The organism is Akkermansia muciniphila (assembly GCF_002884975.1).
GTDB classification, from domain to species: domain Bacteria; phylum Verrucomicrobiota; class Verrucomicrobiia; order Verrucomicrobiales; family Akkermansiaceae; genus Akkermansia; species Akkermansia muciniphila_C.
Genome location: NZ_PJKB01000001.1, coordinates 1,398,757 through 1,412,615, shown reverse-complemented (window position 1 = coordinate 1,412,615; position 13,859 = coordinate 1,398,757). Strand labels below are relative to the sequence as shown.

General features: G+C 61.6%; 11 protein-coding genes. 2 read left to right on the top strand and 9 right to left on the bottom strand.

What is annotated here, in order from left to right; genetic code table 11:
* Positions 1-31 precede the first annotated feature (31 nt).
* The 9 genes from CXU21_RS05720 to CXU21_RS05680 form a co-directional block, all read right to left on the bottom strand.
* On the bottom strand, positions 32-1,258 hold the full coding sequence (locus CXU21_RS05720) for an aminotransferase class V-fold PLP-dependent enzyme (protein WP_102725359.1): 1,227 nt from the start codon (positions 1,256-1,258) through the stop codon (positions 32-34).
* A 3-nt stretch (positions 1,259-1,261) separates the two neighbouring features.
* Positions 1,262-1,744, bottom strand: coding sequence for a rhodanese-like domain-containing protein (locus CXU21_RS05715; protein ID WP_102725358.1), 483 nt, complete (start codon positions 1,742-1,744; stop codon positions 1,262-1,264).
* Positions 1,745-1,763: 19 nt separating this feature from the next.
* A complete protein-coding gene (locus CXU21_RS05710) occupies positions 1,764-2,426 on the bottom strand; it encodes a DUF1573 domain-containing protein (protein ID WP_102725357.1) in 663 nt (220 codons plus the stop codon).
* Between the two features lie 7 nt (positions 2,427-2,433).
* Positions 2,434-3,207, bottom strand: coding sequence for a signal peptidase II (locus CXU21_RS05705; protein WP_102725356.1), 774 nt, complete (start codon positions 3,205-3,207; stop codon positions 2,434-2,436).
* Positions 3,208-3,237: 30 nt separating this feature from the next.
* Complete coding sequence (gene ileS, locus CXU21_RS05700; protein ID WP_102725355.1) at positions 3,238-5,967, bottom strand: isoleucine--tRNA ligase; 2,730 nt, start codon at positions 5,965-5,967, stop codon at positions 3,238-3,240.
* A 71-nt stretch (positions 5,968-6,038) separates the two neighbouring features.
* Positions 6,039-7,082: an alpha/beta hydrolase gene (locus CXU21_RS05695; protein ID WP_102725354.1), complete on the bottom strand. Its 1,044-nt coding sequence runs from the start codon at positions 7,080-7,082 to the stop codon at positions 6,039-6,041.
* Entirely contained in the window at positions 7,079-8,149 is a 1,071-nt protein-coding gene (locus tag CXU21_RS05690; RefSeq protein WP_102725353.1) for a M20/M25/M40 family metallo-hydrolase, read from the bottom strand. The genes CXU21_RS05695 and CXU21_RS05690 overlap by 4 nt, the downstream gene beginning before the upstream one ends.
* Before the next feature lie 24 nt (positions 8,150-8,173).
* Entirely contained in the window at positions 8,174-10,531 is a 2,358-nt protein-coding gene (locus CXU21_RS05685; RefSeq protein WP_102725352.1) for a glycosyl hydrolase family 95 catalytic domain-containing protein, read from the bottom strand.
* Positions 10,532-10,604: 73 nt separating this feature from the next.
* Positions 10,605-11,108, bottom strand: coding sequence for a DUF456 domain-containing protein (locus CXU21_RS05680; RefSeq protein WP_102725351.1), 504 nt, complete (start codon positions 11,106-11,108; stop codon positions 10,605-10,607).
* Positions 11,109-11,236: 128 nt separating this feature from the next.
* On the opposite strand from CXU21_RS05680, the gene bla reads away from it, so the two are divergent.
* Together bla and CXU21_RS05670 are read left to right on the top strand one after the other, a co-directional pair.
* Complete coding sequence (bla, locus tag CXU21_RS05675; protein ID WP_180972676.1) at positions 11,237-12,157, top strand: class A beta-lactamase; 921 nt, start codon at positions 11,237-11,239, stop codon at positions 12,155-12,157.
* A 74-nt stretch (positions 12,158-12,231) separates the two neighbouring features.
* Positions 12,232-13,857, top strand: a complete 1,626-nt coding sequence (locus CXU21_RS05670; RefSeq protein WP_102725349.1) for an FtsX-like permease family protein — start codon at positions 12,232-12,234, stop codon at positions 13,855-13,857.
* The last annotated feature ends 2 nt before the right edge of the window (positions 13,858-13,859 follow it).

Sequence of the window (13,859 nt, the reverse complement as noted above, 5' to 3'; positions counted from 1 at the left end):
AAAGGGAGGAAGGCCGCTGCGGGCGCGGAGGTCAGGAGAGCATCTCCAGAGACCTGTTCATGGATTTGAGGAAAGTCTGCACTTCCTCTTCCGTGTTGTACAGGGCGAAGGAGGCGCGGGTGGTCCCGGTGGTTCCCAGGGCGCACATGAGCGGCTGGCAGCAGTGGTGCCCGGTGCGTACGGCAATGCCCATCTGGTCCAGCAGGGTGCCCAGGTCATAGTGGTGGATGCCGTCCGCCAGGACGGAAACCACGGAGCTGTGCGGCACGTCCGGAGCCAGCACGATCAGGCGCGGCATGGCCTTGAGCCCCTCCACGGCCATATCCGTCAGCTTCTGTTCATGGGCGGCGATGTTGTCCATCCCCAGCCCGGAGACGTAGCGGATGGCGGCGGCCAGCCCGACGGCCCCCCCGACGTTGGGCGTTCCCGCCTCATACTTGAAGGGAATATCGTTGTAGACGGTTTTGCCAAAGGTGACTTCCTTGATCATCTCTCCGCCGCCCATCCACGGCGGCAGTTTTTCCAGCAGCTCCCGTTTTCCCCACAGAACCCCGGTGCCGGTGGGGGCGTACAGCTTGTGCCCCGAGAACGCGTACAGGTCACAGCCCAGCTCCTGCACGTCCACCTTCATGTGGGAGACGGCCTGCGCGCCGTCAATCAGCACGATGGTGTCAGGCCTGTTTTCCCTGGCAAGCGCGGTGATTTCCCGCACGGGGTTGACGGTGCCCAGCGTGTTGGAAACGTGCCCCACGGCCACGATGCGCGTGCGGGGGGAAAGCAGTTTTTGATAAGCCTCCATGTCCAGCGTCTGGCCCGGCGTCAGGGGGACGACCTTGAGGACGGCGCCCGTCCGCTCGCAGAGCATCTGCCAGGGGACGATGTTGGAGTGGTGCTCGGAGGCGGTCAGGATGACCTCGTCCCCCGGCTGGATCATGCCGGATTTGGCGATGGTGTCCGCCGCCAGGTTGATGCCCATGGTGCACCCGGAGGTGAACAGGACTTCCGCCGTTTCCGGAGCGTTGATGAACCGGGCCACCGTTTCCCGTGACTCTTCATGCGCTTCCGTAGCCAGCTGGCTCAGGTAGTGGGAGCCGCGGTGCACGTTGGCGTTCTGGGTCTCGTAATAATTCCGGGTGGCGTCCAGGACGGCCAGGGGCTTCTGCGTGGTGGCCGCGTTATCCAGGTAAATGAGCGGTTTGCCGTGCACGCTGGTCTCCAGGATGGGAAACTGCGGGCGGATGATTGCTGTGTCAAGCATGGCTTATGGTACGAGTGAGGGTTCTTTGCGCAGTTCGTCCCACCCGCCTTCCAGGATGAAGATGGGCGCGCGTATGCCGTATTCCGGCTTTTTCAGTTCATTGGCTACGGCTGCGCTGGAAGTGCAGTCCCTGCTGCAAAAAATAACGATGCAGCAGCCCCTGTCTTCCGCCGTCATCAGGGCTTCCATGGCGTTCGCCAGAAGCTCCTGGTAATTGGCGTCCGCTGGGCGCACGGGGTAAACGGGGGCCTGCGTTACGGTGTGGCGTTCAAAGTCGTCCTGCTTTCTGGCGTCTATCCAGATGACCTTTCCCGGCCATTCCTTCATCACCTGGGACAGGCATATGTGCCCTTCCTCCAGCGTCTCCGGGTTGCAGGGCGGCGTGCGGAACGGCTGAAAGACGCGCAGGTCCAGCGCGGCAATGCCCACCGCCAGCAGGAATACGGCCAGCAGGAGCTTCAGGGCGGTGGAAAGGGCGTCTCTCATGGCGGAACGGGGAGGGCGGTCAGTCTTCCTTGATGGTCAGGAACCCCATCTGGCGCTTGTAGCGCGGCACGGTGGAATCCGTGCGCACCCAGATGGTGTTGAAGGCGGGCTTGTCCGTAGACTTGGGCGTCACGATGATCTTGTATTCCCTGCCTTTTTTGACGGTGACGGGTTCATAGTTGAAGGCGTCCCCGGTCAGGTCCACCGTGGTCAGGTTGACGGGCAGTTCCCTGGAGATGGTGATCTTAATGGTCTTGGAGGAGGGGGCCTCCCCCCTGGTCCATTCCAGCTTGCGGGGCTCCATGCGGATGATGTCCGGGATTTGCGCCCGTATCACCAGCTTGTACGCGGAGCCGTTGGCGTGCACCGTCATGTCCTTGTCCACCGTGCCGGAAAAATTGCCGGTCTTCATCACGGCGCTGATGACGCCTGATTCCCCCGGGGCGTACGTCAGCTTGTCATCCTTCGCCCCGGCGGTCGTGCAGTCGCAGGAGACGTGGATTTTGCTGATCGTGACGGGAGCGGTGGAGGTGTTGGTGAAGGGGAAGGAGGCCGTGATGCTGTCCTGGTCCGGAGCCACTTTCACCGGAACCACCGTTTCCTTGAAGGACAGTTCATCCTTGCCGGAGGCAATGCCCCCGCACAACAGCAGCCCTGACAGAATGGCGGTCCGGATGGTCATGGTCGTTTCAGGATGGTTTTTCCTCTTTTTTTCTGGCGGAGAAGATGCTGGCGATGAAGAAGATGATCGCCGCCACGAAGATGCAGGAGTCCGCCACGTTGAAGGCGGGCCAGCGGTAATTGAAGACGGGGATGGTTACGTCAATGAAGTCCACCACGTAGCCGTTCATGAGCTTCGTGAAAAAGCCGTGCGTCTGTTCGTAGGGAATCAGGAAGCCCTGCATGAGGCGGTCCGTCAGGTTGCCCGCCACCCCGGCCAGCAGCAGCACGTAAGCCAGCTTGAGCCATACCGTATGGAAGAAGTTTTTCCGGTAGAGCACGATCAGGGCCACGATGGCGAGCACGGGAATGGCCAGGAACAGGTAGCTGGACCACACCGTTCCGTTCCCCATGCCGAAGGCCACGCCCGTGTTGTGCACGCGGGTGATGTTCACCGTTCCGTCCAGGAAGGAGATGGGTTCCAGCTCCCTCAGCTTGTTCAGGGCGTCCACCGTGTGCGGGTTCAGGTCCGGGAACTGCGCCAGGTCCGCCGCCGGAACGCGCGCGTTCGTGGCGAAGTCAAGCGTTCCGTCCGCGTTGACATGGTGGAAGCCCGGGAAGTCAGGCAGGTACGCGTACTTCTGGGCTTTTTCGTTCAGGTAGTTCAGCGGGAAGCGGTGGATGATCCACAGCTTGCTGGCCTGGTCCAGGGCATAAAGCCCCAGCCCCAGCAGGCTCCACCAGAGCCAGCCGGGAAGCGTTTTCTTATGGGGGGCGGGTTCCTTTTCCGTCTGGGTGTCCATATAAAGATCGGGGAGTGGAGTGGTTGCCGTTCAGGAGAGGACTTCCGCGCAGCGTCCGCACACCTCGCAGCCGTCTTCCACAGGTTCATACCGGCGGCAGCGCGGGCACATGGCGTGTTCCGTTTTGGCGGCGGTTGCCGCCAGTTCCGGTCCGCTCTTCACGTCCAGGTCTGCAATGATGAAGAACTCCGTGGCAAAGGCCCGGTCTTCCAGCAGCGCCACCACGTCCTCGCTTTCGTTGGCCGGGACGGTGAGGGAGATGGAAGCCTCGTTGTTCTTGGAGAATGCCTTGGCCTTCACCTGTTCTTCAATGGCTACCTGGATGACGGACTTGATTTCCTGAAGGCGGGAGATGGCGGAGGAAGCCTCCTGCGTGTCGTATTCCGGCATCGGGGCGGGGAAGTCCTGTTCATGCACGCTGCCTTCATACCCGGCGTATTCCCAGGCTTCATCCGCCGTGAAGGCCAGGATGGGGGCCAGCAGGCGGCACAGCGCCCGGAAGACGATGGTCATGGCCGTCTGCGTGGCGCGGCGGCGCACGGAGGTGACGGCGTCACAGTACAGGCGGTCCTTGGTGGTGTCCACGTACAGGGCGGAAAGGTCGCTGGAGCAGAACTGGTTGATGACGCTGAACGCCTTGCGGAAGTCGTAAGCTTCATACGCCTTCAGGGTTTCCCGGATGACGGCGTTCAGGCGTTCCAGAATCCAGCGGTCCAGGATGGGCATGTGTTCCGGGGCGACCGCCTGCGTGGCGAAGTCAAATCCGCTGATGTTGCCCAGCAGGATGCGCAGGGTGTTGCGCAGGCGGCGGTAGGGTTCCGTGACCTGCTTGAAGAGGTCTTCCCCGAAGGGGACTTCATTCTGCCAGTCCACGGAGGCGGCCCACAGGCGCACGATGTCCGCGCCGTACTTGTCATAATAATAGGCGGCGTCAATGGGCTTGCCGCTCTTGGCGTCCGACTTGGAGGTCTTTTTCCCGGTGTCCTTGTCCACCACGAAGCCGTGGGTCATCACGGCCTTGTACGGGGCCTTGCCGCGCCAGGCGACGGAGAGCATCAGGGAACTCTGGAACCAGCCGCGGTGCTGGTCCGTGGCTTCCAGGTACAGGTCCGCCGGGGCGTCCAGGCCGGGGCGGGCATCCATGACGGCCATGTGGGAGCAGCCGGAATCGATCCAGACGTCCAGCGTATCCTTGCCCTTCTTCCAGGTCTTCGGCAGGCCGAGGCGTTCGCACAGGTCTTCATCGGAAAGTTCAAACCAGATGTTGGAGCCGTGGGCCTCCACCATGTCCGCGATCTTGCGGACCACGGCGGCGTCCAGAACGGCCTTCCCGTTTTCATCAAAGAAGACGGGCAGGGGCACGCCCCAGGTGCGCTGGCGGGAGATGCACCAGTCCGGGCGCGCCTCCACGGTGCCGTAAATGCGGTTGCGGCCCCAGGCGGGGAGCCACTGCACCTTGTCGATCTCTTCCAGGGCCTGCGGACGCAGCTTGTCCATGGAGATGAAGAACTGTTCCACGGCGCGGAAAATGATGGGCGTCTTGGAACGCCAGCAGTGCGGATACTGGTGGCGGTATTCCTCCACGCCAAAGAGGTTGTTATCCTTCTCCAGCATGGCGATGACATCCTTGTTGGCGTCAAACACGTGCTTGCCTACAAGGGCCGGAACGCCCACTTCTTCCGTGTACTTGCCGTCGTCATCCACGGGGGAGAGAACGGGCAGGCCGTACTGGCGCCCCACGTTATAGTCGTCCGAGCCATGGCCGGGCGCGATGTGGACGGCCCCCGTGCCGGTGTCCGTGGTCACGAAGTCCGCCAGAATGATTTTTGACGTGCGGGAGAGGAAGGGGTGCTGCGCTTCGCAGTTTTCCAGTTCGGTGCCCTTGAACTCGCGGATGGTTTCCGCCAGGGCCCAGCCCGTCTTCTGCGCGAAGGCGTCCAGCAGGTCCTTCAGGATGATGAGGGTTTCCGTCTGGCCGTCCTTCATGAACTTGCCGGCCACGTACGTAAAGCGCGGATGGAGGGCAATGCCCACATTGGCGGGCAGCGTCCACGGGGTAGTGGTCCAGATCACCATGGAGGCTTTCAGTCCCAGCGGGTTGTCCAGCAGCGGGAAGCGCACGAACACAGAGGGGCTGACCTTCTCCTTGTAATCAATCTCCGCTTCCGCCAGCGCGGTGTAGGCCCCGTAGGACCACTGCACGGGCTTGCGGCTCTGGTAAACCGCGCCGTCTTCCACCAGCTTGGCGAACACGCGCAGGATGTTGGCTTCATACGCCGGCTTCATCGTCAGGTAGGGATGCTCCCAGTCACCGAAAACGCCCAGGCGGCGGAAGGAAGTCCGTTGAATGTCAATAAAGCCCTTGGCGAATTCCGCGCAGCGGCGGCGGATTTCAGCCGCATCCAGGTCACGGGCCTTCTGCACCACCTTGAATTCGATGGGGAGGCCGTGGCAGTCCCAGCCGGGAACGTAGGGCGCGGCGTAACCGGCCATGGTCTTGGACTTCAGGACCAGGTCCTTGAGAATCTTGTTCAGGGCCGTGCCCATGTGCACGTCGCCGTTGGCGAAGGGGGGGCCGTCATGAAGCAGGAACCGGGGTGCGCCCTGGTCAATCCTGCGGGACAAAATTCGTTCGTACAGTCCGGTGTCTTCCCACTTTTTCAGGCGTACGGGTTCGTTTTTTGTCAGATCCCCCCTCATGGGGAAGCCGGTCTCCGGCAACAGGATGGTGTCTTTATAATTCTTTTCGGGCGCACTCATGCCCGGAAAAGGTAGCACCGGGTCCGGGTGCGGTCAACCCTGCGATGCGGCACAATCAGGGCCTAGCGCGTTCATTCCCGCCGTGTTCCGGGTGCGGCGCCCGGGCCGGAGGGCGCATTCCCGCACGGGGCGCACCGGGAGGAGAGAATTCCCCGTTCAGAGAGCCATTCCTCCGCGGCCTCCGGCCATTTGTCCGTGGGCTGCCCGCGCTTCTCCATGCCGTACCCATGCCCTCCGGAAGGATAAAAATGCAGGCTGGCGGGAACGCCCTTTTCCCGGCAGGCCTGTTCCATCAGCCTGCTGTTGGCGCTGGCTACGCCGTCGTCCAGCGCATGGACGAGGAACACGGGCGGCGTCTGCGCCGTCACCTGCCGTTCCGTGGAACACAGCTCCGCCAGGTCCGCACCGTGGGCTGGCCCCAGAATCCTGCTGCGGGTGCCCCCGTGGGTGGTTTGTGGCTCCATGGTGACGACGGGATAGATGAGCATGGAGAAATCCGGCCGGGCGGAAACGCTTTTCAGCGGGTTTTCCGCTTCTTCCGGCAGGGGGCGGTTCCAGAGCGTGGAGGCCATGGCTGCCAGATGGCCCCCTGCGGAAAAGCCCATGACGCCGATGCGGTGCGGGTCAACCCCCAGAGCGGAGGCATGCCGGCGCGTTACGCGCAGAGCCTGCCGGGCGTCCAGCAGCGGGCCGGGAAACCTGCCGACGGCATCATTGCTCCCGGAAACGCGGTACTTCACGACGACGCCCACCATGCCGTGCTCCGCCGCCCAGCGGGCGATATGGCCGCCTTCCTTTTCAATGGCCTGGATGGCATAGCCCCCGCCCGGAAAAACGCACAGGGCCGCGCGCCTGTCCTGCGGCTTCCATCCGGCGGGAAAGTAGAGCCGCATCTGCGCTTCCCCCACGTCCGTAATATGTCCGGGGGATACTTGTTTTTCCTCCAGGTCCGCCGCCTTGAGCCCCAGGGAAATCCACCCGGAATGAAAGGTTCCGTGTCCCGCGGGCGGCTGGAGGGCCTCCAGCACGGACGGTTCAAATGGCGCGGCTCCGGCATCGCCGTGAGGGAAGGCAAGGAAAAGGGCGGGAAGGAGGAAGGCAAGCTTCATGCTCATGGTTTATTGGCGAGTGAGATGACGAGTTGGGAAAGGCCCTGCACGACTTCCGCAAACTGGGGATAATCCAGCTTTTCAGCCGTGTCGCTGGTTTCATGGTAGTCATCGCAGCGGAGGAAGGCCGTGTCCGTGGCGGCAAAGGAGGGAATGCCCTCCTTCATGTATCCCCAGTCATCTGACCAGGAAACGCCGCGGGTGTAATACGGGAATACGGCGGAACGTACCGGAAAGCGGCTCAAAGCGGCAAATTCCTCCGCGCAGGAACGGGCCAGCTTGCGGCCCGTGTTGGTGGACATGAAGGCCACGTAGTCGCAGCGGTCCGGCAGCCCGGCTAATTCGGCAGCCACGGCTGACTGGCGTTTTTTGTTCACCCGCGGGGAATAGCAGCCCAGCGTTTCCAGGGCAATCATGCCGATGATTCTGTCTTTGCCCGGATGGCGGGCGACGGATTTGGCGTGCACCACGCTGCCCATGGAGGGCGTCTGGTAAAAGGGCGGCTCCTCATTGGCATAAGCCACCAGGCACACGTCGTGCAGGGTGGGAGTTGCCGCCAGGGCGCGCGCCGTTTCCAGCAGGGCGGCCACGCCGGAAGCATTGTCATTGGCTCCCGGCGTTCCGGTGCGGGCTGGTCTGGCGGGACCGTGGTCGTGCCAGTTGTCCATGCCCACCTTGGTATCGTAATGCGCGCCTATGATGAGCGTTTTGGATCGCGGGGAAGTTCCCTTTTTGGTGGCAATGAGGTTGTACACCGTCCTGTCCTTCACGGCGCCGAATTCCTGGGAAACCGGAATGTCCACGGCCTGGCGCGTGACGGTATAGCCCATGTCCGCCAGGGTTTTTTCAATGTAGCGGGCGGAACGCTCCATAGTGCCGGGCTTGTAGGCGTTGCGCTCTCCGATAGTGTCCGCCAGATGGGTTACGTGCGCTTTCAGGAGTGTTTCCGTCTGCTCCGTCTCCGGAATTTCCCCGCTTCCGCAGGGTGGAAAGAGCTTGGAGCAGGAGCCCAGGGAAAGGCAGGCCGCGGCGGTGAGCAGCCCGCATTTGATCAGGGAGGAGGAGAGATTCATGAGGGAAGTTGGGGAAGGCCGGTTTTAGAGAGTACCGGCGGTGGAAGGAGGAAAATTGATCTTCTCTGTCTGGCCCTTTTTCATCACCAGGTCTTTCTTGCGGCCCCGGTGCATGAAACGGAATTTTCCGGGACGGCTGGCTGTAGCGGTGGCCTGAACCCGGCCGTTTTCCCAGCGCAGGTCCACCTTCAGCCCGCCCCGGGTGCACAGGCCCGTGGCGGAACCCTTCTTCCAGCCGTCCGCCAGGGCCGGAGCCAGAAGGATGACTTGAAACCCGTCCTGCATGATTTGGCTCTGGACCAGGCACTGGGCCACTCCGGAGGTAAAGCCGAAGTTGCCGTCAATCTGGAACGGGGGATGAAAGTCAAACAGGTTGGAATTGATGTAATGTTTCAGCATCGTGTACATGCGGTCCTCCGCGGCGTTCCCGTCCCCCAGAGTTGCGTAAAGGTTGATGAGCCAGGCGGTGCTCCAGCCGGTGCGGATGCCGTTGTTCCCCATGTCTGCGTATTTGCGCCGGAAATCCGCTGACTTGCGTACGGCCTCCGCATATTCCGGCGTGGTGAGCACGTTCCATTCCGTGCCGGGAAACAGGCCGTAAAGGTGGCTGATATGGCGGTGCCCCTTCTGCATTTCCTCAAAAGGCTTCTGCCACTCCTGCACGCGGCCGTCAGGGCCAATGGCAGGCTGGGGAATCTTCGGAAGAAAGTCCAGCGCCTTAACCAGGGTGGGGGTACGGACATTCAGCTCCCGGCAGGCGTAAATGTAGTTGCGGAGCGCCTCGCGCCCCAGAAGCTGGTCATGGGAATTGCCGAGGGAGACATAGGAAAGCGTTTTGGGGCCCGTGCCGTCCGGCGCGTAGAACCCGGTTTCAGGGGAGACGCCCGGGCCGGAAAGGTAGCGGCCCTGACCGTCGTCCTCAAACCAGGACATGACGAAGCGCGCACTGGATTCCAGGATGGGCATTGACTTTGCAAGGTCCCGCCTGTCTCCGGTGAAGCGGTAGCTGTCCACCAGGTGGGCGCTGGTCCACGCTCCGTTCATGAGGCTGGCCGCCCATTCCGGATTGTTGCCTGAAAAATAGGTATGCTTCCAGCAGTCCGTATAATGGCCGAAGCAGAAGCCGTCCCGGCGGATGAAGCGTGCGAATTCTTCCCCGTAGGGAAGCAGGCTCCGGACGAAATCAAGATAGGGCTGCTGGAATTCACCCAGCCCGGTGGCGTGGGACGGCCACTGGTTCATCTGGCTGTTGATGTTCAGGAAATAGCAGCCCATCCACGCCGCCCGCAGTTCCGGATTCCACAGTCCCTGCAACCCGCATGGAAGCTGGCCCGGCCTGGTATGGACAATCGTGCAGAAGCGGCCGAACTGAAAAAGCTGTTCCAGCAAGTCCGGGTCCTTCCCCCCCTGCTTGACGCGTTCCAGCCTTTGGGGGGTGGTCATGGCGGAAACCTCCGGCGGGGAGTCCCCCAGGTCCACCTGGCAGCGCAGCATGAGGCGGGAAAAATAATCTTCCGTTTCCCGGGCAAGTTTCTTCCACCCCATTTTTTCCGCCTTCTTCAGGAGACGGCCGTTCTTGTCTGCCAGGCTTCCCGTGAGCGGGGCCTCCGGTTTCCGCAGGTTGTAATCCGTGGAGGTGGAGGAAAGCACCAGCACCTCCCGGGCAGAATCCAGAATAATCTCCTTCTCCCGGCGGGAGATGGCGGCGCCGGGCGCCAGAATGACTACCCGGTTTTCAAACCGTGTTCCACCATTGCTCCCCTGTCCCTCCAGCACCCATCCGTCCGGCCGCGCGGTAATGCGGGCTGACGGGTCCGGATGCTGTAAATTCAGGGAAATGCGGCACCCGGACGGAATGGTGCAGGTAATGTGGTAGGCGGCGCAGTCCGCGGCCGGAGCCGCCAGAATTTCCGTGACCAGTTCTCCGGTGCCGAATTGAACGCGGGTGGAGGCCTTTCCCCGCTGCATGTCCAGCGTGCGCCGGAAGGAGGCGGGGGAGGGCAGCCCCTGGAACTCCGCCTGAAGCAGGCCGCCCTGCTGGTAATCTCCCGCAATGCTTCCGGAGGGCAGAATCTCCTTCCGGAACACCTGGTCCGCGCTCCGGTATTTTCCCTCCCGGCAAAGCTGGCGCGCCTTGTCCAGCGCCTGCGCGGCGCCTTCCTTCATCTGGAAATTCTTCTTTGCGAAGATGCTTCCTTCATTGAGAACGATGGTCTCCCTGGGAAACGTGCCGAAAGAGAGGATGCCCAGCCTGCCGTTGCCCGTGCCGTACCCTTGCGTCCATTGCCGTGCCGGTTCGGTGGAGGTGACCTGCATGGGAGCGGGAGATGCCTGGAGCGGAGCCGCGCCCAGGAGAAGGCAGAGGAAAGAAAGATGTTTCATGGTGATGCTGGCGGTTATTTCCTGAAGAGGGTGGCCGTCTTCAGGAAAGATACGTGCCTGAAACGTTTTTTTATCAGAACAGGAAGTAGCAGGAGCAGAACCAGGCGATGATGAGCAGGCCGCAGGTGAATTCCAGCAGCAGCCCGGTGAGCATTCCCAGCGCCGCTCCGGAACCGGCCTTGAACGCGGCCATGATGTCCTTTCTGGCAAAGATGAGTTCCGCCAGCAGCGCCCCCAGGAACGGCATGAACAGAAGCCCCACGATGGGGGTGAACAGGATGGCGCCCACCACGGCGCCGATGATGGCCCCCCAGATGCCCGCGGCGGTGCTGCCGAACTTTTTGGCCCCCATGCCCCCGGAAAGCTTGTCAATGACCAGGCCTCCCGCCACCAGCAGCGCCAGCACGGTCCAGCCCCACCACTCCAGGCGTCCGGCGCCCATCACGCCCTGCCAGATGCAGCCTGCCGCAATGATGATGATGCCGGGAAGCATGGGAATGAGCGTGCCGATCAGCCCCATGCCGAAGAGCAGCAGGGTGACGCACCAGACGAGGGTTTCCGAAAGGACGGGAGGCATGCCTCCTTTCTTATCAGGAAGAGCGCCTGGAGGCAAGGTTTCTGCCCGGCTTGCGGATGACGGAAAAAAGGGGGGAAGTGCATGGATTGCTGTTGCTGTTTTTACGGGCGTGGTATGGAATGGCGCCCATGACTCTTACCGGTTCTTTCCTGCGTAGTTGCATGGTGTGCTCCTGCGTTCTTTCTCTGGGCGTTATGCCCGCGCTGGCCGCGGCTCCCGCGGGTGATTCCGCTACCGTGCAGAAGCTGGCGCATTCCCTGGAAGCCCGCGTGGGCATGGCGGCGGTGATGCTGGACACGGGGGAAACCGTATCCATTGGAGATGAAGCGGCCTATCCCATGCAGAGCGTCTTTAAATTCATCCTTGCCCTGTCTGTGCTGAAGCAGGTGGATGAGGGAAAGCTGGACCTGGAGCAAATCATCCATATACGCCCGGAACAGTTGCTGAAAGACACGTGGAGCCCGTTGCGGGAGCGCTTTCCCCAGGGCGGTGACTTTTCTTTAAAGGAATTGCTGCGCGTGACCGTCCAGGAGAGCGACAACAACACCTGCGACCTTCTGTTTGCCCTCATCGGCGGGACGGGGACGGTGCAGAAAGATTTGAAGGAATGGGGAATCAGCGGCATCAACGTCCGCTTTACGGAAAACGAAATGCTGCGGAACCATGACTTGCAGTATGTCAATTCCAGCCGTCCGTCAGCCATGAATGCCCTGCTGCGCGCGTTTGACGAGGGTAAAATCCTGAACAAGGGCACGCAGCGCTTTCTCTGGGACATAATGGCCGGCTGCTCTACGGGCGCCACGCGCCTGAAAGGGAAGCTGCCGCAGGATTATGTGGTGGCGCATAAGACCGGATCGGGCTTCACCACTCCGGAGGGCGTGATCGCCGCCGTTAATGACGTAGGCATCATCGTTCTTCCCAATGGCCGGAAAATGGCCGTCTCCGTATTCGTCATGGATTCAAAGGATTCCCTCCCCGCCTGCGAGAAGGTGATCGCCTCCATGGCCCGCTGGCTGTGCACGGAGTGGCAGCCTGCCGCCGCCAAGTAGCGGGCGGCCTTCCCCGGAACATGTTTTAAGCTTGGAAAGGGGGCCGCGTTCAGGCAAGGTGTGCCGCGTTATTCATGAAGAACCTATTGAGCCGGTACATCAGCCTGAGCCTGGCGCTGCGGTATCTGAACCCGCTGCGGACTTTCTTTTCCATCATCACCCTGATCTGCCTGCTGGGCGTATCGCTGGGGGTGATGGTGCTCATTGTCGTGCTGTCCGTGATGGGCGGCCTCCAGAAGGAAATCCAGGGGAACTTGTTTGCGCATTCCCCGCACGTCCAGGTGTGTTACAGGAATGACTTCGGCGTGAGGGAGGTGATTCCGGACTGGATGGAGCTGAGCGAGAAGCTCAAACACGTTCCCGGCGTCCAGTCCACTTACGCCCTGATAGAAGACTACGCGCTGGTGGACGTGCAGGGACGGCAGAGGCCGTGTTTTTTCCGGGCCATTGATACGGAAAACGCCGCCCAGCTGGAAGATTTGAAGCACCTGGTGGTAGCGGGCAATGCGGACCTGGACATGGGGGAAAAGGCCGTGGTCTCCTCCATTGTGGCGGAAAACATGGGGCTGAACGTGGGGGATGTGGTCCGGGTGTACACCACCCGCAATTTCCAGGAGATTTCCCACGCCTACCAGCAGACGGAATTGCCCATACTGGCGGAGAAAAACGCCCGTGAACTCAACGATTTGAAGGAATGGGGCAAGTCCCTGAAAGCGGAGCAGGGGCGCGAAGTGGCCAAAAAGGCCTCCGTGGACCATGTGTTCAGCCTGCTCAATGGCCTGCTCTCCGTCCCCCGCAGGGATGCGGAGCGCTCCGGCCTGATGGATTTGCTGGCCGTTCTGAATGACGGGGAAGCCCTGGATGACGGCACCGTGGCCTTTCCGGAAGGCATCCGCAAGGAGTGGGAAACCATTCTGGGCGGCTTCAAGGCCGGACAGCGGAATGAGGCGGATATGGAGTGCTTCCGCAAGATCAGGGAACTGGTCATGCCGAAGGATCTGGAGGTGATCGGCATTTACCGGGCCTCCCAGCATACGCCCAGCCCGGACCTGTTTATTCCGCTGGTCATTGGCCAGGAACTGCTGGGTTATGAGGATGACGTGGTGCAGGCCGTGGCCCTGCGCGTAAATGATCCCTACCATGTGGAAACCATGCTGGCTCCCGTGATGCAGGCGCTGGAAAAGGAAAAGCCCTCTTCCGCGTGGACGCTGGAAACCTGGCATGACCGCTTTAACGCATGGTTTGAACTCATGCAGAAGGAGCGCATGATGATGAGCTTTGTGCTCTCCTTCATCTCCCTGATTTCCGCCTTCTGCATCATGGCGGTGATGTTTACCGTCTCCATCCAGCGGAAGAGGGAGATTGCCGTAATGAAGGCCCTGGGCGCTACGCCGTTCCAGGTAGTGCGCGTTTTCCTGTGGCAGGGGGTCATCATTGGCTTTGTGGGGGCTCTGCTGGGCGTGGGCCTGGGGCTGCTGGTGCTGGAATACCGCATGCAGATTCAGGGTTTTCTGGCGGGAATAGGCTTTGACCCGTTCCCCGTGGCGTTCCACGGCACGGCGAATATTCCGGTGGTGATTGACTGGGGGGAACTGGCATGGCAGGGCGTGAAGGCCTTTGTCATGGTCGTAGTAGCCTCCATCATTCCGGCCCTCATCACGGCGCGCCAGGACCCGGCCCGCTCCCTGCGCAGCATGTAACA